Below are 26,831 nucleotides of genomic sequence, written 5' to 3'. Positions count from 1 at the left end.
GCGGCACACAACGGGGCGCGGCCACTCAGGCCGTGCAGAAGGTTTCCTGCAGATGGGTCCAGCGCACGATGCCCGCCGCGTCGCGCTCGAACACGGCCGTTGCACGGCGCGCGGGCAGCTCGCCCGAAGCCGCGTGCTGCGCTTCGAGATAGGTGAGCGTCGCATGCGACGCGCCGCTCGCGAGCACGCGGGTGTCCGACAGCGAGATGCGCAGTCCCGGCTTCGCGCCGGCGAGCTTCGCGAACAGCGCGCGCGTACCGTCATGATCGACGACACGGCCGTCGGTCAGGATCATCGTGAATTCAGCGGAAAACGCGGCGAGCAGTGCGTCGAGCGCCTCGGGCGCGGTATCGACGCCGGACAGCCAGCGCTCGATGGCGACGAGGCTGGCATCCAGCGCGTCGAGATAAACCTGGTGATCGGACATGGCGGTGTGCACGGTAAGGCGCGGCCCGGTGCCGCGCGTCGTCGTGCAGTGTATGCAAAAACGCGCGGCCGTGCCCCCAGGGGCGGGTCCAGCTAATCACGGGCTTGCGCCGACCCCACGAATGATTTTCTCCAAACGGGGGAACGTGCGCTGCCCACTCCGCGTTACCGCGCGCAGGACACGTCGTCGCGCGCACGCCCCGATGCGGCGGCCTTCGCATCGGTCACCCGCATGCCCGAGCGCGCCTGCAGCAACTCCGCGCACACGGCCACCGCGATCGCGCCCGGCGCCTTGTCGACGATGCCCGCGACGCCGATCGGGCACACCATCTCCACGAGCCGCGCCGGATCGACGCCGCGCGCGGCAAGCCGGCGCTCGAACTTCACGCGCTTGGTGCGCGAGCCGATCATCCCGAAGTACGCGTAGTCGCGCCGCCGCATGATCTGCGCGGCGAGCGAGAAGTCGAGCGCGTGGTTGTGCGTCATCACGAGGAAGTACGCGCCGGGCGGCGCGGCGTCGACGACGGCCTCCGGCGTGTCGGTCGGCTCCGGCTGCACGTTCGGCGGACATTCGTCCGGGAACAGCTCGTCGCGCGTGTCGACCCACTGCACGACGCACGGCAGCGCGCCGAGCAGCGTGACCAGCGCGTGACCGACGTGCCCGGCGCCGAACAGCACGATGTGCATCGGCGCCGGCGTGCCGGTCGCGCGGTTGCGCTGGCCGGTGCCCTGCGCGAACGCCGGGGGCGACGCGGTGCGGAGCGTGCGTGCGGGGCCGTTCATGTCAGCCTCCGCCGGGCCGCCTCAAGGAGGCCGACCGCCCCCGCGGCGGGAGCCGCGCACGGGACCGGAGTACGCGCTGAAGCGCCAATTCCGGTCGACAGCGAACGAAGCGAACGTGGGGGCCGTTTCATCTCAGACAGCCTGCGCGGCGCGTGCCGCTCGCACCGCGCCGATCGCGCGCAGGATCGACTCGCCGGTGGCCGGCGCGTCGAGCGGCGGGTTCACCTGGTAGTCGCCGACCGCCGCGATCGCGTCGCGCACCGCGAAGAACACCGAGAACGGCAGCAGCAGCGGCGGCTCGCCGACCGCCTTCGAGCGGTGGATGCTGTCCTCGACGTTGCGGTTCTTGAACAGTTGCACGTTGAATTCGGGCGGCGTGTCGTTCACCGTCGGGATCTTGTACGTGGACGGCGCATGCGTCATCAGCTTGCCGCCCTTGTTCCACCACAGCTCCTCGGTCGTGAGCCAGCCCATCCCCTGGATGAACGCGCCCTCGACCTGGCCGATGTCGAGCGCCGGGTTCAGCGACGCGCCCACGTCGTGCAGCGCATCGACGCGCAGCGTGCGCATCTCGCCCGTCAGCGTGTCGATCACGACTTCCGACACGGCCGCGCCGTACGAGTAGTAGTAGAACGGCCGGCCTTGCAGCTTCGACTGGTCCCAGTACAGCTTCGGCGTCGCGTAGAAGCCGTCGGACCACAGCTGCACACGCGCGAGGTACGCCTTCGCGATCACTTCGCCGAACGGGATACCGTTGCCACCGACCCACACGACGTCGTTGCCGAACTTCACGTCGGCCGCATCGACCTTGCCGTCGCCGAACTGCTTCGCCGCGAACACCGCGAGCCGCTCGCGCAACTGCCGCGCCGCGTCCTGCGCGGCCTTGCCGTTCAGGTCCGAGCCCGTCGACGCGGCGGTCGCGGACGTGTTCGCGACCTTGCTGGTGTCGGTCGCCGTCACGCGGATCCGGCCGAAGCGGATGCCGAGCTCGTGCGCGACGACCTGCGCGACCTTCGTGTTGAGCCCCTGCCCCATCTCCGTGCCGCCGTGGTTCACGAGCACCGAGCCGTCGGTGTAGATGTGCACCAGCGCGCCGGCCTGGTTGAAGTGCGTGACGTTGAACGCAATGCCGAACTTCACCGGCGTGATCGCGATGCCCTTCTTCAGCACCGTGTTGCGTGCGTTGAATGCGCGCACGCCCGCACGCCGCGCGCGGTAATCGCTCGTCGCTTCGAGTTCGCCGAGCAGCTCGGGCAGCACGTTGTCCTCGACCGTCTGCCCGTATGGCGTGACGTTGCGTTCGGTCTTGCCGTACAGGTTCGCATAGCGGACGTCGAGCGGATCGCGATCGAGCGAACGCGCGATGTCGTCGAGGATGTACTCGATCGCGAACGCGCCCTGCGGGCCGCCGAAGCCGCGGAACGCGGTGTTCGACTGCGTGTTGGTCTTGCCGCAATAGCCGGCGATATCGACGTCGCCCAGCCAGTACGCGTTGTCGAAGTGGCATACCGCGCGCGTCATCACCGGGCCCGACAGGTCGGCCGAGAAACCGCAGCGCGACGTCATCTCGAGCGCCACGCCGTCGATGCGGCCGTCGTCGTCGTAGCCGACGTCGAAGCGGTAATGGAAGTCGTGCCGCTTGCCGGTGATCATCATGTCGTCGTCACGGTCCGGACGCAGCTTCACCGGGCACAGCAGCTTCCACGCCGCGAGCGCCGCGCAGCACGCGAACAGGCCCGACTGCGATTCCTTGCCGCCAAACCCGCCGCCCATCCGGCGGCATTCGACGAGCACGTTGTGCGACGCGACGCCGAGCACGTGCGCGACGAGGTGCTGCATCTCGCTCGGGTGCTGCGTCGAGCAGTACACGTGCATCCCGTCGTCGTCCTTCGGCACCGCGTACGCGATCTGCCCTTCGAGGTAGAACTGCTCCTGGCCGCCGAGCAGCATTTCGCCCGACTCGCGGTGCGCAGCGACGGCAAGCCGCGCGGCCGCGTCTCCGCGGGCGAGCTTCAACGGCGGGATCACGTAGGTTTCGGCCGCGCGCGCTTCCTGCGCGGTGAGGATCGCCGGCAGCTCCTCGTAGTCGACCTGTGCGCGGCGCGCGGCGAGCCGCGCGGTTTCATGCGACGTCGCGACGACGATGAACATCGGCTGGCCGACGAACTGCACGATGCCCTTGGCGAGCACCGGGTCGTCGTGGACGATCGGGCCGCAATCGTTGACGCCCGGGATGTCGTCGGCCGTGAACACGGCGACCACGCCCGGCGTCGCGCGCACCGCGTCGAAGTTCATCGACACGATCTTCGCGTGCGGCTTCGCCGACAGGCCGAGCGCCGCGTGCAGCGTGCCCGCGACGATCGGGATGTCGTCCGTGTAGGTGGCACGCCCGCTCACGTGCAGATGCGCGGATTCGTGCGCGCGCGATACGTGGACCTGCGCGGCGTCGGCTTGCGGGTCGAGGGTGCTCAGGAACGGTTCTGCTTGCTGGTTCATGTTCGGTGTTCTCCGTCTTCAGACGCGCGCCGCGTCGGTGCCGGGTTCGGCAGCCACTTCACGCACATTCAGGGCTTGCGGCGGCAACGGGTCGTGCGGGCGCGTCTCCAGCCAGAATCGAACCATCAGGTTCTTCGCGGTATCGAGGCGGTACGCGCTCGTCGCGCGCATGTCGGACAGCGGCTGGTAGTCGCGCTCGAGCGCCTGCATCGCGGCCTGCGCGGTGGCTTCATGCCACTGCGCGCCGTCGAGCACGGCTTCCGTGTGCGCTGCACGCTTCGGCGTCGCGGCCATCCCGCCGAACGCGACGCGCGGCTCGCGGATCGTGTCGCCGTCCGCGATGAACGCGAACGCCGCGCACACGGCCGAGATGTCGGAGTCGAACCGCTTCGACAGCTTGTACGTGCGGAACTGCAGCTTCTCGCGCGCGCCGGTGCGGGTCGGCACCTTCAGCCCGACGACGAATTCGTGCGGCGCCATGTCCTTCTGCTGGTAGCCCGTGTACAGCGCCTCGAGCGGCAGCTCGCGCACCGTGTCGCCGCCGCGCAGCACCACGCGCGCGCCGAGCGCGATCAGGCCCGGCATCGAATCGCCGATCGGCGAGCCGTTCGCGACGTTGCCGCCGAGCGTGCCCGCGTTGCGGATCGGCAGCGACGCGAAGCGCTTCCACATCTCGGTCAGTTCCGGATACGTGACGGCCAGCGCCGCATACGCGTTCTCGACCGTCACGCCCGCGCCGATCTCGATCCAGTCGCCGCGCTCCACGATGCGCTGCAGTTCGGCGATCTGGCCGACGTAGATCAGGTCGTCGAGCCGGCGCATCTGCTTGGTGACCCACAGGCCGATGTCGGTGCTGCCCGCGAGGATGCGTGCATCGGGCCGCTCGACCTTCAGCGCGGCCAGCGCGTCGAGCGTGCGCGGCGCCGCAAAGCGCGCGCCGTTGGGCGTCGTGTAGTCGAACGTCTCGTCGCGCTTGAGCGACGCGAGCGTGCGGGCCAGCGCGGCCGTGTCGACCGGCGCCGACGGCGCCGGCGCGTCGAACATCTGCACAGCGGCATCGACGATCGGGCGATAGCCAGTGCAGCGGCACAGGTTGCCGGTCAGCGCATCGGCGATCTCGGTACGCGTCGGCACGTCCTTCGCCTTCGCGCACGTGCCGGCGCTGCCGCAGCCTTCGTGGCCGTGCTTCTCGTACAGCGCCCACATCGACATCACGAAACCGGGCGTGCAGAACCCGCATTGCGAACCGTGGCAATCGACCATCGCCTGCTGCACCGGATGCAGCGCGCCGTCCGGCTGACGCAGGTCCTCGACCGTCAGCAGCGCCTTGCCGTCGAGCGTCGGCAGGAACTGGATGCATGCGTTGACGGCCTTGAACTCGACCGCGCCGGCGTCGGTCAGCTCGCCGACGACGACCGTGCACGCGCCGCAGTCGCCTTCCGCGCAGCCTTCCTTGGTGCCGGTGCAATGCGCGTCCTCGCGCAGGTATTGCAGCACGGTGCGGGTAACGTCCGCGCCGCTGACTTCGCGGATCGCGTGACGATGGTAGAAGCGGATCGGCTCACTCATGTCTCGATGTTTCTTCAAATGGGGGCAAGGCGGCGTGCGCAGTGCGCTTGACCGACGTTTTTCTGACAGTTTGCACGCTATCACCATCAAATTCCTCAACCCATAGCCCATCACGCATGGGGCCCATATAACTGCCGCGATATGAGTGCCGGGGCCGCCCGGCGGCCTTTCCGCACGGGGCTCCCGGCCCATTCCCTGCGCCGCCGCAACCGTCCGCCGGCGTCGAAAACAGGGCGCGATTAACTAAACGGTACCTGCGTGAAAACCGGTTCCATGGGAAAATCCCGATTCCCTTTTTCGCCGTCTTCCGTTCGTTTCGTTCACTCGTTCCGCCCCCATGTCAACCGATTCCGCCACACCGCCGCGCAGCGGGTTCGCGGTCACGCTGCAAATCGTGTCCGTCGTCTGCTTCACGTTCATCTGCTACCTGACCATCGGCCTGCCGCTCGCGGTGCTGCCGGGCTTCGTCCACGACGACCTCGGTTTTTCCGCGATCGTCGCGGGCGGCGCGATCAGCGTCCAGTATTTCGCGACGCTCGCGTCGCGTCCGCTCGCCGGGCGCCTGGCCGATACGCTCGGGCCGAAGCAGACGGTGCTGCGCGGGCTGGTCGGTTGCGGTGTGTCGGGCGTGCTGCTGCTCGTCGCGCTGCTGCTCGCGCACTGGCCGGTCGCGAGCCTCGTGCTGCTGGTCGCGAGCCGGCTCGTGCTCGGCGTCGGCGAAAGTCTGTGCGGCACCGGCGCGATCCTGTGGGGCATCGGCCGGGTCGGCGTCACGCACAACGCGAAGGTGATCTCGTGGAACGGCATCGCGACCTACGGCGCGCTCGCGATCGGCGCACCGGTCGGCGTCGCGATCGCGCATACGCTGAATCCGGCGCTGATCGGCGTGATCGTGATCGCGCTCGCCGCAACCGGCTTCTATCTCGCGCGCCTGATCGCTTCCGTGCCGCTCGTGCACGGCGAACGGATGTCGTATGCGAGCGTGTTCACGCGCGTGCTGCCGCACGGCCTCGGCCTCGCGCTCGGCTCGGCCGGCTTCGGCTCGATCGCGACCTTCGTCACGCTGTACTACGCGGCGCGCCACTGGCCGAACGCCGCGCTGTCGCTGACCGTGTTCGGCACGCTGTTCATCGGTGCACGCCTGCTGTTCGCGAACACGATCAAGACCTACGGCGGCTTCCGCGTCGCGATCGTGTCGTTCGCGTTCGAATGCTCGGGCCTCGTGCTGCTGTGGCTCGCGCCCGTGCCCCACGTCGCGCTCGTCGGCGCCGCCCTGACGGGCTTCGGCTTCGCGCTGATCTTCCCGGCGCTCGGCGTCGAGGCTGTCGCGCTCGTGCCGCCCGCGAGCCGCGGCGCGGCGCTGTCCGCGTACTCGGTGTTCCTCGACCTGTCGCTCGGCATCACGGGCCCGCTCGCCGGCTATGTCGCGGGTGCGTTCGGCTATCCGCAGGTGTTCCTGTTCGCGGCGGTGGCGGCGGCCGCGGGCGTCGCGCTGTCGATGGTGCTGTACCAGCGGCAGGCGCGGGTCGCAGGGAGCGGCGCGGCGGCCTGATCGCGCGGCACGTTGCAAGCAAGCCGGTCGCAGGCATCACGCCGCCGGCCACCCAAAAGAAACGCCCGCATCGCGCGGGCGTTTTTGTATCCGGGCGCGGCCGGTGCGGCGGGCCAGCCGGTCACGCGGCCCGCAGAAACAACCGCCGCGTCAGGTCGAACGCAACCAGGTTGCCGGCGACCACCAGCAGCAGCCCGACCACCGCGAGCGGCGACCACTGGTAGCCCTCGAACACCGTCGACACGGCCAGCGCGACGATCGGGAACAGCACCGTGCAGTACGCGGCGCGCTCCGGCCCGATCCGGCCGACGAGGGTCAGATACGCGGTAAAGCCGATCACCGAGCCCGGCACGGCCAGGTAGACGAGCGCGCCGAGATAGCGCGGGCTCGTGTCGAGCGTGAACGGCAATCCGGCCGCGGCGCTGCCGACGGTCAGGATCGTCGCGCCGATCAGCATCGCCCAGCCGTTGGTGACGAGCGGGTGCAGCCCCATCGACTGCATCCGGCTCGACAGCAGGTTGCCGGCCGAGAAGCACATCGTGCCCGCGAACGCGATCGCGAGCCCGATCCAGGTCGCGTGGTCGTCGAGGTGGCCCGCCATCTGCTGCCAGAACAGGCACGCGATGCCGGCCAGCCCGAGCAGCGCACCGGCGATCGCCGACGGCCGCAGCGGACGGCCCATGAACAGCCGCCCGTTGATCGAGTTCAACAGCGGCGCAGTCGAGAAGATCACCGCGACGAGGCCGCTCGGCACGACCTGCTCCGAATAGTAGAAGCACAGGAAGTTCAGGCAGAACAGCGCGAAGCCCTGCGCCAGGAGAAAGCGCCACGCTTCGCGCGGCGGGCGCACCGGCCGGCGCATCACGCGCAGCAGCGCGAACAGCACGGCGGCCGCGAGCCAGAAGCGCCATGCGATCGACACGGGCGGCGGCACGGAGCCGAGCTGCCACTTGATCGCGATCCAGGTGGTGCCCCAGATCAGCACGGTGACGAAATAAAGCGACAGGTTCATGGCGGCAACGATCCGAAAGAACGGGTGAAACGGGATCCCGACTATGCCGCCGCCCGGCGCGCGCCGATTGTCCGGAATTGCGGTCTTTTTCGGGCCGCCGCACGCGGCGCCGCGCGCCCGCTTATACTCGGCCCATCATGAGCTTCTCCCTCTCCGCGCCCCCCGTCGACCACCCCGCCGCCCTGGCTGGCGGCGATCTGCCGTTCGGCCTGCAGTCGGTCTGCCGCACGCTCGCCGACGCGAACGCGACGCTCGAGCGCTTCGCGTGGCTCGGCGACCATCTGGCGATCGCCGAATGGACCCGGATCACCGACGAAAGCGAGACGGTCTACGAGCAGCCCGGCCACCACACGCTGTCGTGCTACCTCGACGGCGGCTACCGGACGGAACGCCAGCGCGTGCCGCGCTACGGCGCACCGAGCCTGCTGTGCGCGCTGCCGGGCGACCATGAATCGCGCTGGTGGGTGCGCGGCGAGATGCACTTCATCCACCTGTATTTCCTGCCCGAGCACTTCACGCAGCGCGCGATCCGCGAACTCGACCGCGAGCCGCGCGAGCTGAAGCTTGCCGACCGCACCTATTTCGAGGATGCGCGCGTCGCCGCGCTGCTGCGCTCGCTCGCGCTGGATGGCTGGGACGATGCCGACGAGCGGCTGCGCGTGAACGAGACCGCGCACGAGGTGCTGAGCCTGCTGCTGCGCGGGCAGAGCACGGCCCGCACCGACACGACGTTCCGCGGCGGCCTCGCGCCGGCCGTGCGCCGCCGCGTGCGCGACTACATCGACACGTACCTGACGCAGCCGCTGACGCTCGGCGAACTCGCCGACGTCGCCGCGCTGTCCGAATACCACTTCTCGCGGATGTTCCGGCTGTCGTTCGGCCGCGCGCCGCACGCGTGGGTGGCCGAGCAACGACTGGCGCGGGCGCGCGAGCTGCTGCGCACGACGGCGCTGCCGCTCGCGCAGATCGCGGCCGACTGCGGTTATGCGAACGCCGGCCATTTCAGCCATCGCTTTCGCGACGCACACGGCACGACGCCGAACACGTACCGGCGCGCGATGCAGGGCCGCTGAACGCGGCCCCTTTCCTCGTCTTCCTGCTTACGCGCCGCGCCCCGACAGTTCCTGTTCGAGCGCCGCGACGCCGGCCGGCAGGTCGACCGGCACCTTCAGGTCGACCATCGTGCGGCCGAACGCGTGCAGCGTGCGGAACAGGTTGTGTTCGCGACACTGCTCGCCCATCTGTCCGATCCGTACGATCGGCAAGCCGAACGAGCCCGAAATCTCGACCTGGTAGTGCTTCGAGATGTGGCCGCAGACCATCCCCGGCGTGAGTCCTTCCGGCGTCTCGATCCCGACCACCGAATTCAGCCGGCAGTCCTTCGGCGCATAGAGCTTGAGCCCCATCGACTCGACGCCCGCCTGCAGCGCGAGCGAGCAGCGCAGGTGGCGCGCGAAGCGGCTTTCGAGCGTCTCCGCGCAGACGAGCCGCAGCGCCTCGTGCAGCGCGAGCACGCCCGACACGGGCGCCGTGTAGTGATAGCCCGCGTTGTGCCAGAAGTTCTCGGCGAGCGCCATGTCGAGGCACCAGTGCGCATTCGGCTCCGGGCGCCGCTTCATGCGATCCCACGCGGCGTCGGAAAACGCGATCAGCGACACGCCCGGAATCGACGACAGCCCCTTCTGGCCGCCGGTGATCACCGCGTCGATGCCCCACGCATCCATCTCGAGCGGCATCGTCGACAGCGTGCACACCGCGTCGACCACGACCAGCGCGCCGGCCGCCTTCGCGAGCGCCGCGATGTCGCGCAGGTCGCGGTTCCACACGGTGTTCGACGTCTCGCCCTGCACGATCGTGACGATCTCGGGCCGCTCGCGCGCGATCGCGTCCGCGATCTCGTCGAGGCTCGCGACCGCGCGGTCGGCCACTTCGAGCGTCGCGACGTCGGCGCCGACACGCGTGGCCATCTCGGCCATCCGCGCGCTGAAGAAGCCGTTGCGGATCGACAGCACGCGCGTACCGCGCCACGCGAGGTTCGAGATGGCCATTTCCATCGCGGCCGAGCCGGGGCCCGCGACGCCGAGCACCCACTTCGTGCGGGTCTGGAACACGTAGCGCGCCATCTCCTTCACCTGCTCGATGATCTTCGCCATCGTCGCGCCGAGGTGGTTGATCACGATCGTGTTCGCCTTCGCGACGGCGGCCGGGATCGGAACCGGGCCGGCCCCCATCATCAGCAGCGGTTCTTCGGGCAGGATCGCGTCGAGCGGCACGACGACGGGACAGGGAATCGGCGAGTAATCGATGGACATGGCTGGTAAAAGGTGAGGAAAGGAAGTGCACGGACGCCCGCCGCGCTGCATGGCGAACTGATCGATCATTCCGTGTTCCGCCGCCTCGCGCAAGAGGCACGCGCAGCCGGACAGCACGATGGTGGCCCGGCCGCCGGACCGGGCCAGCCAGCCGTGCGCGGGTCGCACGCCAGTCATCCGGATTGAGAAAGGATTGCCGCCCAGGTTGTGAAACGGTTCCATTCATGCGTCAAGCACACGATTTTCTCCGTCAATAACACCGCGATTCGCCGACATCGCCGCTTCAGCGCGACTTCTGTATCGAACGAAAAAGACCGGATCCGCCCTAAAAATCGCCGCGCGGAATCGGATACGCAAAATTCCCGCACCGCCCAAAAAACATCCATTATTTCAGCATGTATTGGGGTACGCTTCCCTTAAATACCGGAACAAGCCTGCTCGAATAGTTCGCAACCCATTGATTACCATTGGAAATACTCGCATCATCCAAACTTATTCTAATACTGCACCGTCTTTGAACGGCAGGCATGCGAGACAGCGCAACGTTTAGCGCGTTACCCCTGATTTAGATTTTTCGCAACCCGCCCATTTTCACAGGTTGACGGATATCGCTTCTGTATTCAACAATCGTCTGTGGAATCGAGAAAAACGATTTTTCGATACGACGGAAAAACTTGGGGCCGCGCGATGCGCTTTCGAAGGTGCGCGGCGTAAAACCACAACCATAATCAATCAACCGGGCCAGAAATACGCAAGCCATGAACCAGATTCAGACCATGCGTGTATTCGTCTGCGTCGCCGAGCAACAGAGCTTCCGGCGCGCGGCGCACCATCTCGGCGTGTCCAATGCACTCGTCACGCGTTCGATCGCGATGCTCGAGGGCCACCTGAACACCCGGCTGATCCACCGCACCACGCGGAACCTGTCGCTTACCGAGGCCGGCGTGCGCTACCTCGACGGGTGCCGGGCGCTGCTCGAGGAATTCGACCACCTCGAGTCGTCCGTCGCGCATGCCGTGCGCGAACCGGCCGGCACGCTGCGCGTCGTCGCGTCGGGCCTGCTGTCGCCGCTTGCGCTGACGCCGCTCGTCAGCAGCTTCCGGCACCGCTACCCGGAGTTGCGCGTGCAGCTGACCGTCGCCGAGGCGCCGCTCGACGTGCTCGATTCGGGCTACGACGTCGGCATCGTCACGGGCAACCGGCTCGACGGCAACCCGACGCTGATCGGCCACGCGCTCGCACCGAACCCGTTCGTCGCGGTCGCGGCGCCGGCCTATCTCGAGCGACGCGGCGAGCCGCGCCTGCCCGACGACCTGCCGGGCCACGACTGGGTCACGCTCGCGCCGCACCAGCACGCGCCCGCGTGGCAACTGGTCGGCCACGACGGCGTCGCGCATTCCGTCACGGTGCGCCCGGCCTGCACGGTCAACCAGCTCGCGCTCGTCCATGCGGCCGCCGTGGCCGGCGCGGGCATCGCGGTGCTGCCCGAGCCGTGCGTCGCCAACGCGCTCGCCAGCGGCACGCTCGTGCGGCTGATGGCCGGCTACCGGATCGACGATCCCGACACGCAGCTGTCGCTCGTCTACCCGAATCGCCAGTACGTGCCGGCCCGCACGCGCAGCTTCGTCGAGCACGCGCTCGATCACTTCAGCGCGCAGCCGCCCCGCGAACGCACCGACTACGGCTTCCTGCGGCCGCCGCGCGGGCCCGACCGCTCCGACATCGTCACGGGGCTGCAGTAAACTGCGCGCGTCAGCCTTCGGAGGTGCAGCGTGCGCGTGATCCTGTTCAGCAGCCGGCAGTACGACGACGATTCGTTTGCCGCCGCCAACCGGCAGTTCGGCTATCGGCTGCACTTCCAGCCGTCGCACCTCGACGCGGAAACCGCGATCCTCGCGCATGGCTATGACGTCGTCTGCCCGTTCGTCAACGACACCGTCGATGCGGCCGTGCTCGAACGGCTGGCGGACGGCGGCACGCGCCTGATCGCGCTGCGCTCGGCGGGCTTCAACCATGTCGACCTGGCCGCCGCCGAGCGGCTCGGCATGACGGTCGTGCGCGTGCCCGCCTATTCGCCGCACGCGGTTGCCGAGCACGCGGTCGCGCTGATCCTCGCACTCAACCGCCGCCTGCCGCGCGCCGTCGCGCGCACCCGCGAAGGCGACTTCTCGCTGAACGGCCTGCTCGGCTTCGACCTGCACGGCAAGACGGTCGGCGTGATCGGCACCGGCATCATCGGCAGCGTGTTCGCGAAGATCATGATGGGCTTCGGGATGCACGTGCTCGCGCACTCGGTGCCGCCGTACAACGACGAGCTGATCGCGTTCGGCGCGCGCTATGTCGAGCTCGACGCGTTGCTGCACCACGCCGACATCGTCAGCCTGCACTGCCCGCTGCTGCCGTCGACGCACCATCTGATCAACGAACGGACGCTCGCGCGGATGAAGCACGGCGCGATGCTGATCAACACCGGGCGCGGCGGCCTCGTCGATGCGCAGGCGCTGGTCGACGCGCTCAAGAGCGGCCAGCTCGGCCATCTCGGGCTCGACGTGTACGAAGAGGAAAGCGGGCTCTTCTTCGAGGATCACTCCGACCTGCCGCTGCAGGACGACGTGCTCGCCCGCCTGCTGACGTTCCCGAACGTGATCGTCACGTCGCACCAGGCGTTCTTCACGCGCGAGGCGCTCGCCGAGATCGCGCACACCACCCTGCTGAACATCGAGGCGTGGCATGCCGGCACGCCGCAGAACGTCGTGACGGCGAATCGCTGAGAAATCGACGAAACCGGCTCATTTCATGGTTGCCGGCGCGACCGCAATCGTTTGCTTTCGATCAACGCTGAAAACGCGATCTTTTACGTCAACAATTCCGCATTTTGTTTCGAATGATGTAACGCGGCCCGCGCGCGGTCTGATATCGTTGCGCCGACGTCATCCCCTGCTTGTGCCGCCCATGCGTTTCGACGACTCCGACATCTCCGCCGTCTACCGCGCCATTTTCGAACGGCGCGACATGCGCCACTTCACGCCGGCGCCCGTCGACCCAGCCGTGCTGGCACGCCTGCTGCGCGCGGCGCATCACGCGCCGAGCGTCGGCTTCATGCAGCCGTGGCGCTTCATCCGCATCACCGATCCGGCGCTGCGCACCGCGATCCATGCGCTGGTCGAGGCCGAGCGCCGCGCGACCGCCGACGCGCTCGGCGAGCGCCAGGACGAATTCATGCGGCTGAAGGTCGAAGGCGTGCGCGAATGCGGCGAGCTGCTGGTCGTCGCGCTCGCCGACGGCCGCGAGCGCCACGTGTTCGGCCGTCGCACGCTGCCGGAGATGGATCTCGCGTCCGCCGCGTGCGCGATCCAGAACATGTGGCTCGCGGCCCGCGCCGAAGGGCTCGGGATGGGCTGGGTATCGCTGTTCGACGTCGACGCGCTGCGCGCGCTGCTGCGGATGCCCGACGGCGCGAAGCCGATCGCCGTGCTGTGCGTCGGGCACGTCGACGCGTTCTACGCGAAGCCGATGCTCGAGCAGGAGCGCTGGGCGGCGCGGATGCCGATCGACGCGTGCCTGTTCGAAAACGGCTGGGACGATCCGGCCGCGATCGATGCCGCCGGCTCGCCGTCGGCGCGCGCGGACGTGGCGGACACGGACACGGCAATGGCAACCGGCGCCGACCCGGCAAGCGCATCGACCACAAGCGTCGACGGCTCGCCCGAACGCATCGCGTGACGCGCACCTCGCCGCCGCCACCGTTGCGCCTCCAACCCATCCAGCGCCGCAATCCCCGCCGAATCCCACACTGTGAGCTTCACGCGCACGGCCCCGTCGCACGCCGGCAACACCCGTTTTGGCCCCAAACATAGGGGTTTTTACTGAAGTAGAATCGCGGCTGTCGTTCGCCTTACCGTCCGCCCGCCCCGCGCATCCTGCGCCCGCCCGAGCGGCGGCTTTTCCCGAGCCTACCGCGATGCCCCTACCTCTTTTCGCCCTCGCCGTCGCCGCGTTTGGAATCGGTACCACCGAGTTCGTGATCATGGGGCTGCTGCCCAATGTCGCCCGCGACCTCGGCGTGTCGATCCCGGCCGCCGGCATGCTCGTGTCGGGCTATGCGCTCGGCGTGACGATCGGCGCGCCGATCCTCGCGATCGTCACCGCGAAGATGCCGCGCAAGCGCGCGCTGATGGGCCTGATCGGCCTGTTCATCGCGGGCAACCTGTTCTGCGCGATCGCGCCGGGCTACGCGGTGCTGATGGCCGCGCGCGTCGTCACCGCGTTCTGCCACGGCGCGTTCTTCGGGATCGGCTCGGTGGTCGCGAGCAACCTGGTCGCACCGAACCGTCGCGCGCAGGCGATCGCACTGATGTTCACCGGCCTCACCCTCGCGAACGTGCTCGGCGTGCCGCTCGGCACCGCGCTCGGCCAGGCGTACGGCTGGCGCGCGACGTTCTGGGCCGTCACCGGCATCGGCATCGCCGCGGCCGCCGCGCTCGCCGTCTGCCTGCCGAAGAACCTCGCGATGCCCGACACCAGCATCACGCGCGAATTCAGCGTGCTGAAACATCCGCAGGTGCTGATGGTGCTCGGCATCAGCGTGCTCGCATCGGCCAGCCTGTTCAGCGTGTTCACGTACATCACGCCGATCCTCGAAGACGTCACGGGCTTCTCGCCGCGCCAGGTCACTTACGTGCTGCTGCTGTTCGGCCTCGGGCTCACGGTTGGCGGCACGCTCGGCGGCAAGCTCGCCGACTGGCGCCGGATGCCGTCGCTGATCGCGACGCTCGCGCTGATCGGCGTCGTCCTCGCGCTGTTCGCGGGCACGATGCACCTGCCGTTCGCCGCGCTCGCGACGATCTTCGTGTGGGGCATCCTCGCGTTCGCGATCGTGCCGCCGCTGCAGATCCTGATCGTCGACCGCGCGAGCGACGCGCCGAACCTCGCGTCGACGCTGAACCAGGGCGCGTTCAACCTCGGCAACGCGACCGGTGCGTGGCTCGGCGGGATGGCGATCGGCTCGGGCGTGTCGCTCGTGAACCTGCCGTGGGTCGGCGTCGCGATGGCCGTCGCGGCGCTCGCGCTCACGCTGTGGTCGGCGTCGCTCGAGCGCCGGCCGGTGGCCGTGCCGACCGAGTACGTGTAACGCAACCCTGCCGGAATCGTTGCGCGCACAACGCCACGCGGACCTGATGGCCTTCATGGACCTTTCAAGGTCCGCGGTGTAGCATCCCCGCCGATGAAAGCCATTCTCAATCGTGATTTCCTTGCGCTGATCCTGAGCGTCGCGGTCGTCGGTCTCGGCACCGGCGCCACACTGCCGCTCACCGCGCTCGCGCTGACCGAGGCCGGACACGGCACCAACGTCGTCGGCATGCTGACGGCCGCGCAGGCCCTCGGCGGTCTCGCGATCGTCCCGTTCGTCACCGCGCTCGCGCGACACATCGGCTCGCGCCGCGCGATCGTCGTGTCGGTCGTGCTGCTTGCCGCAGCCACCGCGCTGATGCAGTTCACGTCGAACCTGATCCTGTGGGGCGCGCTGCGCGTGCTGTGCGGCGCCGCGCTCATGTTGCTGTTCACGATCGGCGAAGCGTGGGTCAACCAGCTCGCCGACGATTCGACGCGCGGCCGCGTCGTCGCGATCTACGCGACCAATTTCACGCTGTTCCAGATGGCGGGCCCGGTGCTCGTCAGCCAGATCGCCGGTGCGACGAGCATTCGCTTCGCGCTGTGCGGCGCGCTGTTCCTGCTCGCGCTGCCGACGCTCGCGACGATCCGGCGCGCGCCGCTCGCCGGCGACGACGCGCATCACGAAGCGCACGGCCGCTGGCTCGACGTACTGCCGCGCATGCCCGCGCTGATCATCGGCACCGGCTTCTTCGCGCTGTTCGACACGCTCGCGCTGTCGCTGCTGCCGCTCTACGCGATGGATCACGGCGTCGCGAGCGCCACCGCCGTGCTGCTCGCGTCGATCATGCTGTTCGGCGATACCGCGATGCAGTTCCCGATCGGCTGGCTCGCGGACAAGCTCGGCCGCGAACGCGTGCACCTCGGCGCGGGCTGGATCGTGCTCGCCGGCCTGCCGCTGCTGCCGCTCGTGATCGCCAATCCGTGGCTGTGCTGGCCGCTGCTGTTCGTGCTCGGCGCGGCGGCCGGCAGCATCTACACGCTGTCGCTCGTCGCGTGCGGCGAACGCTTCCGCGGCGCGGCGCTCGTCACCGCGAGTTCGCTCGTGTCGGCGTCGTGGAGCGCCGCGAGCTTCGGCGGCCCGCTGGTCGCGGGCGCGTTGATGGAGCAGCTGGGCAGCAACGCGCTGATCGGCGTGCTGGTCGTCTGCGTCGCGGCGTTCGTCGCGGCCGCGCTGTGGGAGCGCCGCACTGCGCTGCAGCGCGCGGTCTGATGCCGGCGCGCAAGCCCACCATGGCGCTCCACCCAAACGACGGCGGCGCGAACACGCGCCGCCCGGCCACCGATACGCCGATCACACTGCAAAAACGACGACGGCCCGCGCAATGCGGGCCGTCGTGCTCACGGACGCGCCACGTTGCGCGTTACGCCTGCAACGCCGGCAGGATCTTGCCGACACACGCGCCGAAGCCGACGCGATAGCCATCGCCCTGGCCCCATCCGGCGAGCGTGAGCTCGTCGCCGTCCTCGATGAACGCGCGGCTGCCGCCGCCGTTCAGCGCAACCGGCTCCTTGCCGTTCCACGTCAGCTCGAGCAGGCTGCCGAACGAATCCTTCGTCGGCCCGCTGATCGTCCCCGAACCCATCAGGTCGCCCACGCGCGTGTTGCAGCCCGCGACCGTGTGATGCGCGAGCTGCTGCGCCATCGTCCAGTACATGTACTTGAAATTCGTGCGGCAGATCGACGTTGCTTCGGCCGCCCCTTCCGCGCGCAGCGTCACTTCGAGCGCGATGTCGAACGCATGCTTGCCCGCGTGCCGCAGATACGCGAGCGGCTGCGGCGACTGCTCCGGCTGCGCGACGCGGAACGGTTCGAGCGCGTCGAGCGTGACGATCCACGGCGAGATCGTCGTCGCGAAGGTCTTCGCGTTGAACGGGCCGAGCGGCACGTATTCCCATTGCTGGATGTCGCGCGCGCTCCAGTCGTTCAGCAGCACCATCCCGAAGATGTGCGCTTCCGCGTCCTCGCACGCGATCGGCTCGCCGAGCGCGTTGCCCCGGCCGACGATGAAGCCCGTCTCCAGTTCGATGTCGAGCTTGCGGCATGCGCCGAACACCGGACGCTCCTGGTCAGGCAGCTTCAGTTGCCCGTTCGGACGCCGCACCGGCGTACCGCTCACGATCACCGACGACGCGCGGCCGTTGTAGCCGATCGGCATCTCCGACCAGTTCGGCAGCAGCGCATTCTTCGGATCGCGGAACATCGAACCGACGTTGGTCGCGTGCTCCTTCGACGAATAGAAATCGGTGTAGCCGGGAATCTCGACCGGCAGATGCAGCGTCGCGTCGCGCTGCGCGACGAGCACCTGTGCGCGCAGCGCCGCATCGTCGCGCAGCCGCGCGTTGTCGCGCGAGAACAGATCGGACAGTTGCACGCGCACGCCGCGCCATGCGTCGCGGCCGAGCGCGATGAACGCGTTCAGCGTCGGTGCGGCGAACACGTCGGCGCCGGCCGGCAGCGTCACGAGGCCCGCGCGGGCGAGCGCCGCGAGGTCGACGATCTGGTCGCCGAGCGCCACGCCTGCACGGCGCGACGCCTGCTTCGCATCGCTGAAGATCCCGAACGGGAGGTTCTGGATCGGGAAATCGCAGGCGGGATCGTTCGCCGTCTCGACCCAGCTCTTGCGGGCCGGGTCGAGCGTCTCGCGCCAGTCTTGGGTATCGCTCATCGTTGCTCCGGGTTGAAGTGTTTCCTGATGCCTTGCCAGCATTCGAAGTAGTCCGCCTGCAGCTGCGCGGTGTCGAGCGCGTAGCGCGTCGGCCGGATCAGCGTGCGGGTTTCGAACATGAACGCCATCGTCGCGTCGACCTTGTGCGGCTTCGTCGTGTCGCTCGCCGACGCCTTCTCGAACGTGTCCGCGTCGGGCCCGTGGCCCGACATGCAGTTGTGCAGGCTCGCGCCGCCCGGCACGAAGCCTTCGGCCTTCGCGTCGTACGCGCCGTGCACGAGCCCCATGAATTCGCTCGCGACGTTGCGGTGAAACCAGGGCGGGCGGAACGTATCCTCGGCCGCGAGCCAGCGCGGCGGGAAGATCACGAAGTCGATCGTGTCGACGCCCGGCGTGTCGCTCTGCGACTGCAGCACCAGGAAGATCGACGGATCGGGATGGTCGTAGCTGATCGAGCCGATCGTGTTGAACAGGCGCAGGTCGTACTTGTAGGGCGCGTAGTTGCCGTGCCAAGCGACGACGTCGAGCGGCGAATGGCCGATGTCCGCGCGCCACAGGCGGCCGTTCAGCTTCGCGATCAGGTCGAACGCGCCTTCGCGATCCTCGTACGCGGCTTGCGGCGTCAGGAAATCGCGCGGGTTCGCGAGTCCGTTCGAGCCGATCGGGCCGAGATCCGGCAGGCGCAGTTGCGCGCCGAAGTTTTCGCAGATGTAGCCGCGCGCGTCGCCGTCCGGCAGCGTGACGGCAAACCGCACGCCACGCGGGATCACCGCGATCTCGAACGGCTCGACGTCGACCCGGCCAAATTCGGTCGCGATGAACAGCCGCCCCTGCTGCGGCACGATCAGCAGTTCGCCGTCCGCGCTGTAGAAGAAGCGGTCCTGCATCGAACGGTTCGCCGCGTACAGGTGGATCGCGCAGCCGTTCATCGCGGCGGCCGAACCGTTGCCGGCCATCGTCACCAGCCCGTCGACGAAATCGGTCGGCTCGACCGGCATCGGCAACGGATCCCAGCGCAGCTGGTTCGGCGGTGTCGGCGGCACGTCAACCGAGTCGCCGAATTCCGACACGAGGCGCTGCGGGCCCGCATACGGCTCGAACGGCCGGTGCACGGCCGCCGGGCGGATGCGGTACAGCCACGAGCGGCGGTTGTGGCCGCGCGGCGCGGTAAATGCGGTACCCGACAGTTGCTCCGCATACAGCCCGTACGGCGCGCGCTGCGGCGAGTTGCGGCCGTGCGGCAGCGCGCCGGGCAGCGCCTCGGTCGCGAATTCGTTCGCGAAACCGCTCTGGTAGCCGGCGGTCGCCGGTTTCGACAGGTCAAGCGTCATCGTTTCCTTTCTCCCTCAATTCATCGCGGCGTTCGGCGCCTGCGCGCCGTTGCGCCGCGTTACTCCGGCCAAGCCCAGGACGAACAGCGCCGAGCACAGCACGGGCACCGCGGCCGCGTGGAACAGCGCACCGTTCGACCAGTTGAGCGCAATCAGTTGTCCGCCGACGAGCGGCCCGAGCACCGAGCCGATCCGGCCGATGCCGAGGCTCCAGCCGATGCCCGTCGAGCGCAGCGACGTCGGGTAATACTGGCCCGCGAGCGCGTTCACGGCCGGCTGCCCGCCGACCACGCAGAACCCGCCCGCGAACACGACCACCAGCAGCCACGGCAGCGCGTGCGCGACCGAGCCGATCAGCCCCACCGACACGGCCGCGCACGCGAAGCAGGCGAACAGCACGCGCACGAAGCCGTAGCGTTCGATGAACCAGCCGAGCGACAGCGTGCCGATCACGCCGCCTGTCTGCAGCACCGTGCCGACGATCACCGCCGTGCCCGGCGAATAGCCCGCGTCGCGCATCACGGTCGGCAGCCAGTTCGACAGGAAGTACAGATCGATCAGGTTCATGAAGCTGATCGCCCACAGCAGCAGCGTGACCGGCAGGCGGCCGTGGCTGAACAGCTCGGCGACCGGCGCGCCGGTCGCGGCGCGCTCGCGCACCACGAGCCGCGTGTTCGCGTCGATGCCCGCCTGCGGCGCGAACTGCGCGAGCCAGTCGCGCGCCTGCGCGACGCGCCCTTTCAGCACCAGGAACTGCAGCGACTCGGGCAGCCGCGCGACCATCGCGACGGTCAGCACGAGCGGCACCGCGCCGCCGACGAAGAACACCGACCGCCAGCCGAGCGCCGGAATCAGCGCGGCGCTGATGAAGCCGCCGAGCGCCGCACCGAGCGTGAAGCCGCACGACACCATCATCATCCGCTTCACGCGATGCGCGGCCGGGCTGAACTCGCCGACCAGCGCCATCGCATTCGGCATGATGCAGCCGAGGCCGAGGCCCGTGACGAAGCGCAGCGCCATCAGCACGGGAATCGAGGTTGCGAACGGCGTCGCGAGCATCGTCACCGCGAAGAACAGCGTCGAGCCGATCAGCACCGGGCGCCGCCCGATCCGGTCGGCCAGCACCGACAGCCCGAGCGCGCCGAGCAGCATCCCGAACAGGCTCGCGCTGAACACCGGACCGAGCGCCTGCTTCGGCACGCCCCATTCGGCGATCACGCTCGGTGCGACGTAGCCCATCGCCTGCGCATCGAAACCGTCGATCACGAGGCATAGCCCGCACAACGCGAGTAGCATCCAGTGAAAGCCCGGGCGATGGGTCTCGTCGATCACGCGCTCGACTTCGAGCACGCGCGCGCCTGCCGGCGCCGCGCTCATTGCGCCACCTCGGCGGCCGGATGCACGGGCGGCGTCACGCCCTGGCGCGCGAGCGCCATCGCTTCGCGCAGCACGTCGGCGTCGCCGATCTGGTTCGCGAGCAGCAGGATCAGCTTCGCGTTGACGAGCTGGCTGTCGGCGTCGGACAGGTCGCGATGCATGTCGATCAGCGCTTCGTAGAACGCGTCGGGGTCAGCCAGGCGCGGACGGGTGTCGAGTGGGGGCATGACGGTGTCTCCGGTGTCTTGATCGTTTTCAGCGTTCGCAGGTCGCGCGCGCCAGTGCGTCGGCAAGCGCCTGACGGTCGAGCGTGCGCGTGCGGGCGCAGACATGCTGGTCGGGACGCAGCAGGTAAAACGTGCCGGGCTTCGCGTCATAGCGTTGCGCGGCAAAACCGTCGACGTCCTCCACGACGTCGACACCCGCCACCGGCTGCGCGTGCCCGGCCGGCACGACGAGCACGGGCCGCACCGGCGGCGCGAGGCCGTCGACGGCCTGCGCGAGCGCGGCCGCATCGCCCGGCAACCCGAACAGCACGCCGATGAAGCCGCCGCCCAGGTGCTGCAGCAGCCAGCCCGACACGCCCTGCACACGCACCGGCGCATCGGCGGCCGCCGCGCCCGGCCGCATCGCGCACGCAAATGCGTCGCCTTCGCGGTCCGGCGTGTTCAGCGGCGAATCGGCCAGCACCGCCGGTACCGACAGACGGCCGCTGTTCACGAGCTTGCGCGCGAACTCGCAGTCGCGCGCAAGCTTCAGCGTCGCGTCGCGGAACACGCGCGACACCGGGCTCTTCGGCGTGATGAAGTCGGTCGAGCGCGTCGAGTTGCGGATGTTCTCGTCGGCCGCGAACTCGCGCTCGCTCGCATACGTGTCGAGCAGGCGGTCGGTCGAACGGCCGTCGAGCACGAGCTTCAGCTTCCATGCGAGGTTGTCGGCGTCCTGCACGCCGCTGTTCGCGCCGCGCGCGCCGAACGGCGACACGCCGTGCGCGGAATCGCCCGCGAACAGCACGCGGCCATGACGGAACGACTCCATCCGCTGGCAGCGGAACGTATAGACGCTCACCCATTCGAGCTCGAACTCGACGTCCGGCCCGAGCAGCGCGCGCACGCGCGGGATCACGCGCTCCGGCTGCTTCTCGGCGACGGGGTCGGCATCCCAGCCGAGCTGGAAGTCGATGCGCCATACGTTGTCGGGCTGGCGATGCAGCAGCACCGATTGATTGGGGTGGAACGGCGGGTCGAACCAGAACCAGCGCTCGGTCGGAAACTCCGCCTTCATCTTCACATCGGCGATCAGGAAGCGGTCCTTGAACGTGCGGCCGTGGCTTTCGAGGCCCATCATCGTGCGCATCGGGCTGCGCGAGCCGTCGGCCGCGATCACGTACTGCGCGCACAGCGTCGCGACACCGTCCGGCGTTTCGATCGTCAGCACCGCGTGTTCGGCCGACTGGTCGATGCCCGTCACCTTGTGCTTCCAGCGGATGTCGATGTTCGGCAGCTCGAACGCACGGTCGGCCAGGTAGCCTTCGACGTAGTACTGCTGCAGGTTGATGAACGCAGGGCGCGCATGCCCTTCCTCGGGCAGCAGGTCGAACGCGTACAGCTGTTCGTCCTGCAGGAACACCTTGCCGACGTGCCAGCTCACGCCCTTGTCGACGAAGCGCTCGCCGCAGCCGAGCCGGTCGAAGATCTCGAGCGTGCGCTTCGCGAAGCAGATCGCGCGCGAGCCGGTCGACAGCGTGTCGTCGTCGTCGAGCAGCACGACGGGCACGCCCTGCTGCGCGAGGTCGATCGCGGCCGCGAGGCCCACCGGGCCCGCGCCGACGACGATCACCGGGTGAACGGTCGCGTCCTGCGCACGCGGACGGTATTCGAACTTCAGCGTCTGGTAATCGATGCTCATGGTCGCCATCCGCTCCTCAGCCCCGCCGGGCGCTCGCCGGCACGCCCGTCATCCCGCCCGTCGCCAGCCGGCGCGCCGCGCCGCTCTCCCGCGTGCAATGCCTGTCAACCGCCACGTCTCGCTCCTTGCTTCCTGTTGATTCGTGAACGGCGCCGTTTCGCGGCGCCCGCGTGCCGCATTTCTTGATCGGCGACAAATCCTGGATTTACGAATAGTAAAACCAATTACGAATAGTGAAATAAACGTAAACCCTAGGCGGCGCGTCGAGGACGGGATAACCATATGAGCGAAACGCCGAGCCGAGCTTGGCCGGCACTGCTAATATCAAGCTACGAGGCGGCCCGTTCGGCCGCCGTTTTTCCTTCTTACGCCGATGATTCCGCCCACCATTCCCGAGCTGGTCGCCCGTGCCGGGCAACTGCCGTATCTGCGGGATCACCTCGCGCTCGCCGATGGCGGCACCGCCAGCGCGAACCTGCCCGAGCGCACGCTCGGCAGCGCCTACGAACCGATCTACGACGTGACGATGCCCGGTGCGCCGCAATCGACGTCGTTCGCGGACGCAATCGAGCGCTACGGCGACGAGCTCGGCTTCCAGGCCGTCACGGTCGTCACGGGCGCGCCGCACGATCCGGTCGACTCGGCCGTCGACGACCAGACGCTCGTCGCGATCGACCGCCTGTCGCGCACGCTGCATGCGATCAATTTCTTTGGCGCACAGCGCCATGGGCTGCTGTTCCTGCGCGTGCACGAACGGCTGCTGAAAAGCGTGAAGTACGACCACGGCAAGCATTTCTCGTCGGTGCTGCAGCGCTTCGGGCTGCCGGCCGAGCGGATCGTGATCGAGCTGCCGGCGGTCGCCGTCGCGCACAAGACCTTCCTCGGCTACCTGACGCGCAGCTACCAGCATCACGGTTTCAAGGTCGCGGACAAGCTGCCGGACCCGGGCCGCATCCTCGCGGTCGAATCGGAGATGGCGCGCCCGGACTACATCAAGATGGATGCGGGCATCGCGTTGCGCGACGGGATGGTCAAGGCGCTCGTCGCCTATGCGCAGCGCGTGCGGATTCCGCTGATCTTCGACGGCGTCGTCGACGAAACGCAGTGCGAGCTGCTGCGCCAGCACGACGTGCGGTTCATGCAGGGGCCCGTGTTTGCGAAGGTCGTGACGGCCTGAGCCTGAGTGGATGAGGTGATCCGCGTGCCGAATGCGGGACGCGGGTGACGCTGGTGATGTGGCGGGGAATCGGGCCGCCTGGCCGGCCCCGCCATCCGATGTCCGGCGATTGGTTGCCGGCCTCGTCGAAAGACCTGCTTCACGGAAGCGTGCGCTCCTCGTGTCCGGCACAGTCAGTGCCGGCGGTTACCGCTCAAGCCGTTCCGTCATCGTCGTACTTGGGCAGATCGTCGCCGATCTCGATGCCCGGGAAGCGATCCCCATACCAGACGTGCCAGGCCGGACGCAGCCGCGACGGCTCGTCGAGCGTCGCGTAATTGATCTCGACCGTCTTGGGCGCCTCGCTGAGCCGGTATTCGAGCTGCGCGCCGCACCGATTGCAGAAACGCCGCTCGCCCCACGCGCTCGACGCATAGACCGTCGGCTCGCCTTGCAGGTATTCGAACGCGTCGATCGGCACCGATGCCGACGCGACGACCGACGCGCCGGTCGTGCGCTGGCAGAGCCGGCAGTGGCAAAAACCGGCGTCGGCCGGAACATGGGTGATCCGGTACCGGATCGCCCCACATGCGCATCCGCCTTCCATCGGTTCTGCGTGAGACATGGCCAACCTCTGCGTGAATGAGCTGGCGATCGATCATGCGCGCGGTTCGCCCGTGGCACAACCCGCGGCGGCGGTGCCACCTCCGCCTCGTCCGCTACCGCCCGCCCCTGCTACCTGCAACCGAGCCAGTAGCGCCCGCCGCGTGGCTCAGGCCGTCTGCCCGAGCCGCTGCGCGAGCGCCTTCAGCTTCGGCCCGACCTGCGTGCGGAACACGTCCTCGTCCATCGACGATGCCGGGCCGCTGCAGCTCAGGATCAGCCAGCGCCCCTCGCGCGGCTCGCGAAACGGTACGGCCGCCGCGTTGACGTCCATGTGCCACGCCCGGAACGAATAGCAACAGCCGCCCGCCGAGAACTCGGCCACCGCCTGCTGCGCGGCGGCGACGAGCGCATCGGCGTCGGCCGCGCAGCAGGCCGCTCGATGCAGCTCCGCATAAAGCGCGCGGCGCACGTCCTCCGGTTGCACGGCCAGGTACGCGCGCCCCATCGAGCTCGTCAGCATCGACAGCCGCGAGCCGGGCGCGAGCCCGAGCGTCAGCGCGGTCTCGCTGCGGATCGTCTCCAGGTAGATCATGTCGAGCCCGTCGCGGCAGCCGAGCGACACGGCCGCGCCGATCTCGCGTGCGAGCGCCTGCATGTGCGGCCGCGCGAGGTCGATCGTCCCCGAGCCCGACAGCAGCGCGTAGCCGAGCGATAGCACGCCGGCGTCGAGCGCATACTTTCCGAGCGTCTCGTCGTAGCGCAGGTAGCCGAGCACGGTCAGCGTATAGGCGAGCCGGTTCACGGTCGCCTTCGGCAGCCCGGTGCGCTCCGCGAAGTCGCGGTTGCCGAGCATCGTCTCCCCGGGCCGGAATGCACGCAGCAGGTCGAGCCCGCGCGCGAGCGCGACGACGAACTTGCGTTCGTCAATCGTGGTTTCGTCGATGGTTGAAAGTGTCATCTGGTGCTACACTGAGGTCGATTTGCAAAACATTGTTCCGCACAGCGGAACTTCAGTCAAGCAAACTCTCAGGCATGGAACCCGGCTGAATCAGGGACTGACCGCAAAGGATGGGATCCGGGCAAACGCTAAAGCGCCAACTCGGGTCGACCGCAAAGCATGGGACCCGAGTAAGCGCTAAAGCGCTAACTCGGGTCGACAGGAGATGAGACGATGAGTGCTGCTACTTTTCATTGGGACGATCCGCTGCTGCTCGACCAGCAACTGACCGAAGAAGAGCGGATGGTGCGCGATGCCGCGCAGGCGTACGCGCAGGACAAGCTCGCACCGCGCGTCACCGAAGCGTTCCGCCACGAACGCACCGACGCCGAAATCTTCCGCGAGATGGGCGAAGTCGGCCTGCTCGGCCCGACCATTCCCGAGGAATACGGCGGCCCCGGCCTCAATTACGTGAGCTACGGGCTGATCGCGCGCGAAGTCGAGCGCGTCGACTCGGGCTACCGGTCGATGATGTCCGTGCAGTCGTCGCTCGTGATGGTCCCGATCCACGAATTCGGCTCCGACGCGCAGAAGCAGAAATACCTGCCGAAACTCGCCACCGGCGAATGGATCGGCTGTTTCGGGCTGACCGAGCCGAACCACGGCTCCGATCCGGGCAGCATGGTCACTCGCGCGAAGAAGGTGCCCGGCGGCTACTCGCTGTCCGGCGCGAAGATGTGGATCACGAACTCGCCGATCGCCGACGTGTTCGTCGTGTGGGCGAAGCTGGAAGAGAACGGCAAGGACGCGATCCGCGGCTTCATCCTCGAGAAAGGCTGGAAGGGCCTGTCGGCGCCCGCGATCCACGGCAAGGTCGGGCTGCGCGCATCGATCACCGGCGAGATCGTCCTCGACGAGGTGTTCGTGCCGGAAGAGAACCTGATGCCGAACGTGAGCGGCCTGCGCGGCCCGTTCACGTGCCTGAACTCGGCCCGCTACGGGATCGCATGGGGCGCACTCGGCGCCGCCGAGTCCTGCTGGCACACCGCGCGCCAGTACGTGCTCGACCGCCAGCAGTTCGGCCGGCCGCTCGCCGCGAACCAGCTGATCCAGAAGAAGCTCGCGGACATGCAGACCGAAATCACGCTCGGCCTGCAAGGCGTGCTGCGCCTCGGCCGGATGAAGGACGAAGGCACGGCGGCCGTCGAGATCACGTCGATCATGAAGCGCAACTCGTGCGGCAAGGCACTCGACATCGCACGACTCGCGCGCGACATGCTCGGCGGCAACGGTATCTCCGACGAATTCGGCGTCGCGCGCCACCTCGTGAACCTCGAAGTGGTCAACACGTACGAAGGCACGCACGACATCCACGCGCTGATCCTCGGCCGCGCGCAGACGGGCATCCAGGCATTCTTCTGATCGTCCGGATACGGCGTGCGCGGCAGCCACGCCGCGCCCCGCACGCGCAAAAGACACGGCCCGCCCGGCATGACTGCCGGGCGGGCCGTTTTTCATCCGATCC

General features: G+C 68.5%; 23 protein-coding genes. 9 read left to right on the top strand and 14 right to left on the bottom strand.

Features of this window, described 5'->3' with window-relative positions; translation table 11 throughout:
* Window positions 1–25 precede the first annotated feature (25 nt).
* From LGN17_RS05645 to xdhA, 4 genes are all read right to left on the bottom strand, one after another.
* Window positions 26–427, bottom strand: a complete 402-nt coding sequence (locus LGN17_RS05645) for a polyketide cyclase (RefSeq protein ID WP_226195481.1) — start codon at window positions 425–427, stop codon at window positions 26–28.
* A gap of 164 nt (window positions 428–591) precedes the next feature.
* Window positions 592–1,209 (bottom strand): xanthine dehydrogenase accessory protein XdhC, encoded by a 618-nt coding sequence (gene xdhC, locus LGN17_RS05640; protein WP_226195480.1) that lies wholly within the window; start codon window positions 1,207–1,209, stop codon window positions 592–594.
* A gap of 132 nt (window positions 1,210–1,341) precedes the next feature.
* Complete coding sequence (gene xdhB, locus LGN17_RS05635; RefSeq protein ID WP_226195479.1) at window positions 1,342–3,705, bottom strand: xanthine dehydrogenase molybdopterin binding subunit; 2,364 nt, start codon at window positions 3,703–3,705, stop codon at window positions 1,342–1,344.
* Between the two features lie 18 nt (window positions 3,706–3,723).
* Entirely contained in the window at window positions 3,724–5,274 is a 1,551-nt protein-coding gene (gene xdhA / locus LGN17_RS05630; RefSeq protein WP_226195478.1) for a xanthine dehydrogenase small subunit, read from the bottom strand.
* Window positions 5,275–5,611: 337 nt separating this feature from the next.
* On the opposite strand from xdhA, the gene LGN17_RS05625 reads away from it, so the two are divergent.
* Complete coding sequence (locus LGN17_RS05625; RefSeq protein ID WP_226195477.1) at window positions 5,612–6,826, top strand: MFS transporter; 1,215 nt, start codon at window positions 5,612–5,614, stop codon at window positions 6,824–6,826.
* Window positions 6,827–6,947: 121 nt separating this feature from the next.
* On the opposite strand, the gene LGN17_RS05620 is transcribed toward LGN17_RS05625, so the two are convergent.
* Entirely contained in the window at window positions 6,948–7,838 is an 891-nt protein-coding gene (locus tag LGN17_RS05620; RefSeq protein ID WP_226195476.1) for a DMT family transporter, read from the bottom strand.
* Window positions 7,839–7,975: 137 nt separating this feature from the next.
* On the opposite strand from LGN17_RS05620, the gene LGN17_RS05615 reads away from it, so the two are divergent.
* Window positions 7,976–8,911 carry an AraC family transcriptional regulator gene (locus LGN17_RS05615; protein ID WP_175966749.1) on the top strand — a complete coding sequence of 312 codons (936 nt, stop codon included), beginning with the start codon at window positions 7,976–7,978 and terminating at the stop codon, window positions 8,909–8,911.
* Window positions 8,912–8,938: 27 nt separating this feature from the next.
* Here the strand turns inward: LGN17_RS05615 and LGN17_RS05610 are convergent, their stop codons facing one another.
* Both LGN17_RS05610 and LGN17_RS05605 read right to left on the bottom strand, forming a co-directional pair.
* Window positions 8,939–10,150: a pyridoxal-phosphate-dependent aminotransferase family protein gene (locus LGN17_RS05610; RefSeq protein ID WP_175966747.1), complete on the bottom strand. Its 1,212-nt coding sequence runs from the start codon at window positions 10,148–10,150 to the stop codon at window positions 8,939–8,941.
* A gap of 565 nt (window positions 10,151–10,715) precedes the next feature.
* Entirely contained in the window at window positions 10,716–10,910 is a 195-nt protein-coding gene (locus tag LGN17_RS05605; RefSeq protein WP_226195475.1) for a hypothetical protein, read from the bottom strand.
* Here LGN17_RS05605 and LGN17_RS05600 point away from each other — a divergent pair.
* The 5 genes from LGN17_RS05600 to LGN17_RS05580 all read left to right on the top strand — a co-directional run bounded on the left by LGN17_RS05600 (window position 10,909) and on the right by LGN17_RS05580 (window position 16,535).
* The gene (locus LGN17_RS05600) at window positions 10,909–11,892 is read left to right on the top strand and encodes a LysR family transcriptional regulator (RefSeq protein ID WP_175957962.1); all 984 of its coding nucleotides are present in this window, start codon (window positions 10,909–10,911) and stop codon (window positions 11,890–11,892) included. The two genes, LGN17_RS05605 and LGN17_RS05600, sit on opposite strands and share 2 nt — an antisense overlap.
* A 30-nt stretch (window positions 11,893–11,922) precedes the next feature.
* Window positions 11,923–12,921, top strand: coding sequence for a 2-hydroxyacid dehydrogenase (locus tag LGN17_RS05595; RefSeq protein ID WP_226195474.1), 999 nt, complete (start codon window positions 11,923–11,925; stop codon window positions 12,919–12,921).
* Window positions 12,922–13,102: 181 nt separating this feature from the next.
* A complete protein-coding gene (gene bluB, locus LGN17_RS05590; RefSeq protein ID WP_226195473.1) occupies window positions 13,103–13,873 on the top strand; it encodes a 5,6-dimethylbenzimidazole synthase in 771 nt (256 codons plus the stop codon).
* A gap of 238 nt (window positions 13,874–14,111) precedes the next feature.
* Window positions 14,112–15,281 (top strand): MFS transporter, encoded by a 1,170-nt coding sequence (locus LGN17_RS05585; protein WP_089460489.1) that lies wholly within the window; start codon window positions 14,112–14,114, stop codon window positions 15,279–15,281.
* A gap of 93 nt (window positions 15,282–15,374) precedes the next feature.
* Window positions 15,375–16,535 (top strand): MFS transporter, encoded by a 1,161-nt coding sequence (locus LGN17_RS05580; protein WP_226195472.1) that lies wholly within the window; start codon window positions 15,375–15,377, stop codon window positions 16,533–16,535.
* Window positions 16,536–16,686: 151 nt separating this feature from the next.
* On the opposite strand, the gene fahA is transcribed toward LGN17_RS05580, so the two are convergent.
* From fahA to LGN17_RS05555, 5 genes are read right to left on the bottom strand one after another with little or no spacing between them, the layout of a single operon-like run.
* Window positions 16,687–17,991, bottom strand: coding sequence for a fumarylacetoacetase (gene fahA, locus LGN17_RS05575; protein ID WP_226195471.1), 1,305 nt, complete (start codon window positions 17,989–17,991; stop codon window positions 16,687–16,689).
* On the bottom strand, window positions 17,988–19,322 hold the full coding sequence (gene hmgA, locus LGN17_RS05570) for a homogentisate 1,2-dioxygenase (RefSeq protein ID WP_226195470.1): 1,335 nt from the start codon (window positions 19,320–19,322) through the stop codon (window positions 17,988–17,990). Before hmgA ends, fahA begins: the two co-directional genes overlap by 4 nt.
* A gap of 15 nt (window positions 19,323–19,337) precedes the next feature.
* Complete coding sequence (locus tag LGN17_RS05565) at window positions 19,338–20,699, bottom strand: MFS transporter (RefSeq protein WP_226195469.1); 1,362 nt, start codon at window positions 20,697–20,699, stop codon at window positions 19,338–19,340.
* A complete protein-coding gene (locus LGN17_RS05560; protein WP_071334001.1) occupies window positions 20,696–20,926 on the bottom strand; it encodes a DUF2783 domain-containing protein in 231 nt (76 codons plus the stop codon). Before LGN17_RS05560 ends, LGN17_RS05565 begins: the two co-directional genes overlap by 4 nt.
* A gap of 28 nt (window positions 20,927–20,954) precedes the next feature.
* Window positions 20,955–22,616, bottom strand: coding sequence for an FAD-dependent oxidoreductase (locus LGN17_RS05555; protein ID WP_226195468.1), 1,662 nt, complete (start codon window positions 22,614–22,616; stop codon window positions 20,955–20,957).
* Window positions 22,617–22,980: 364 nt separating this feature from the next.
* Here LGN17_RS05555 and LGN17_RS05550 point away from each other — a divergent pair, with 364 nt between their 5' ends.
* The gene (locus LGN17_RS05550) at window positions 22,981–23,784 is read left to right on the top strand and encodes an EAL domain-containing protein (RefSeq protein WP_226195467.1); all 804 of its coding nucleotides are present in this window, start codon (window positions 22,981–22,983) and stop codon (window positions 23,782–23,784) included.
* Between the two features lie 193 nt (window positions 23,785–23,977).
* On the opposite strand, the gene LGN17_RS05545 is transcribed toward LGN17_RS05550, so the two are convergent.
* Both LGN17_RS05545 and LGN17_RS05540 read right to left on the bottom strand, forming a co-directional pair.
* Complete coding sequence (locus LGN17_RS05545; protein WP_226195466.1) at window positions 23,978–24,388, bottom strand: GFA family protein; 411 nt, start codon at window positions 24,386–24,388, stop codon at window positions 23,978–23,980.
* Between the two features lie 147 nt (window positions 24,389–24,535).
* The gene (locus LGN17_RS05540) at window positions 24,536–25,327 is read right to left on the bottom strand and encodes an IclR family transcriptional regulator (RefSeq protein WP_226195465.1); all 792 of its coding nucleotides are present in this window, start codon (window positions 25,325–25,327) and stop codon (window positions 24,536–24,538) included.
* A 213-nt stretch (window positions 25,328–25,540) separates the two neighbouring features.
* On the opposite strand from LGN17_RS05540, the gene LGN17_RS05535 reads away from it, so the two are divergent.
* Window positions 25,541–26,728 (top strand): acyl-CoA dehydrogenase, encoded by a 1,188-nt coding sequence (locus LGN17_RS05535; protein WP_046545018.1) that lies wholly within the window; start codon window positions 25,541–25,543, stop codon window positions 26,726–26,728.
* Window positions 26,729–26,831: the final 103 nt, after the last annotated feature.

It is taken from the genome of Burkholderia sp. AU30280 (genome assembly GCF_020420125.1).
Lineage (GTDB): Bacteria > Pseudomonadota > Gammaproteobacteria > Burkholderiales > Burkholderiaceae > Burkholderia.
This window is presented reverse-complemented; position numbering and strand designations above follow the sequence as displayed.

Excerpts from the sequence above, each read along its gene's own strand:
- LGN17_RS05645 (WP_226195481.1), bottom strand. The coding sequence starts at position 427 with ATGTCCGATCACCAGGTTTATCTCGACGCGCTGGATGCCAGCCTCGTC.
- xdhC (WP_226195480.1), bottom strand. The coding sequence starts at position 1,209 with ATGAACGGCCCCGCACGCACGCTCCGCACCGCGTCGCCCCCGGCGTTC.
- xdhB (WP_226195479.1), bottom strand. The coding sequence starts at position 3,705 with ATGAACCAGCAAGCAGAACCGTTCCTGAGCACCCTCGACCCGCAAGCC.
- xdhA (WP_226195478.1), bottom strand. The coding sequence starts at position 5,274 with ATGAGTGAGCCGATCCGCTTCTACCATCGTCACGCGATCCGCGAAGTC.
- LGN17_RS05625 (WP_226195477.1), top strand. The coding sequence starts at position 5,612 with ATGTCAACCGATTCCGCCACACCGCCGCGCAGCGGGTTCGCGGTCACG.
- LGN17_RS05620 (WP_226195476.1), bottom strand. The coding sequence starts at position 7,838 with ATGAACCTGTCGCTTTATTTCGTCACCGTGCTGATCTGGGGCACCACC.
- LGN17_RS05615 (WP_175966749.1), top strand. The coding sequence starts at position 7,976 with ATGAGCTTCTCCCTCTCCGCGCCCCCCGTCGACCACCCCGCCGCCCTG.
- LGN17_RS05610 (WP_175966747.1), bottom strand. The coding sequence starts at position 10,150 with ATGTCCATCGATTACTCGCCGATTCCCTGTCCCGTCGTCGTGCCGCTC.
- LGN17_RS05600 (WP_175957962.1), top strand. The coding sequence starts at position 10,909 with ATGAACCAGATTCAGACCATGCGTGTATTCGTCTGCGTCGCCGAGCAA.
- LGN17_RS05605 (WP_226195475.1), bottom strand. The coding sequence starts at position 10,910 with ATGGCTTGCGTATTTCTGGCCCGGTTGATTGATTATGGTTGTGGTTTT.
- bluB (WP_226195473.1), top strand. The coding sequence starts at position 13,103 with ATGCGTTTCGACGACTCCGACATCTCCGCCGTCTACCGCGCCATTTTC.
- LGN17_RS05585 (WP_089460489.1), top strand. The coding sequence starts at position 14,112 with ATGCCCCTACCTCTTTTCGCCCTCGCCGTCGCCGCGTTTGGAATCGGT.
- LGN17_RS05580 (WP_226195472.1), top strand. The coding sequence starts at position 15,375 with ATGAAAGCCATTCTCAATCGTGATTTCCTTGCGCTGATCCTGAGCGTC.
- fahA (WP_226195471.1), bottom strand. The coding sequence starts at position 17,991 with ATGAGCGATACCCAAGACTGGCGCGAGACGCTCGACCCGGCCCGCAAG.
- hmgA (WP_226195470.1), bottom strand. The coding sequence starts at position 19,322 with ATGACGCTTGACCTGTCGAAACCGGCGACCGCCGGCTACCAGAGCGGT.
- LGN17_RS05565 (WP_226195469.1), bottom strand. The coding sequence starts at position 20,699 with ATGAGCGCGGCGCCGGCAGGCGCGCGCGTGCTCGAAGTCGAGCGCGTG.
- LGN17_RS05560 (WP_071334001.1), bottom strand. The coding sequence starts at position 20,926 with ATGCCCCCACTCGACACCCGTCCGCGCCTGGCTGACCCCGACGCGTTC.
- LGN17_RS05555 (WP_226195468.1), bottom strand. The coding sequence starts at position 22,616 with ATGGCGACCATGAGCATCGATTACCAGACGCTGAAGTTCGAATACCGT.
- LGN17_RS05550 (WP_226195467.1), top strand. The coding sequence starts at position 22,981 with ATGATTCCGCCCACCATTCCCGAGCTGGTCGCCCGTGCCGGGCAACTG.
- LGN17_RS05545 (WP_226195466.1), bottom strand. The coding sequence starts at position 24,388 with ATGTCTCACGCAGAACCGATGGAAGGCGGATGCGCATGTGGGGCGATC.
- LGN17_RS05540 (WP_226195465.1), bottom strand. The coding sequence starts at position 25,327 with ATGACACTTTCAACCATCGACGAAACCACGATTGACGAACGCAAGTTC.
- LGN17_RS05535 (WP_046545018.1), top strand. The coding sequence starts at position 25,541 with ATGAGTGCTGCTACTTTTCATTGGGACGATCCGCTGCTGCTCGACCAG.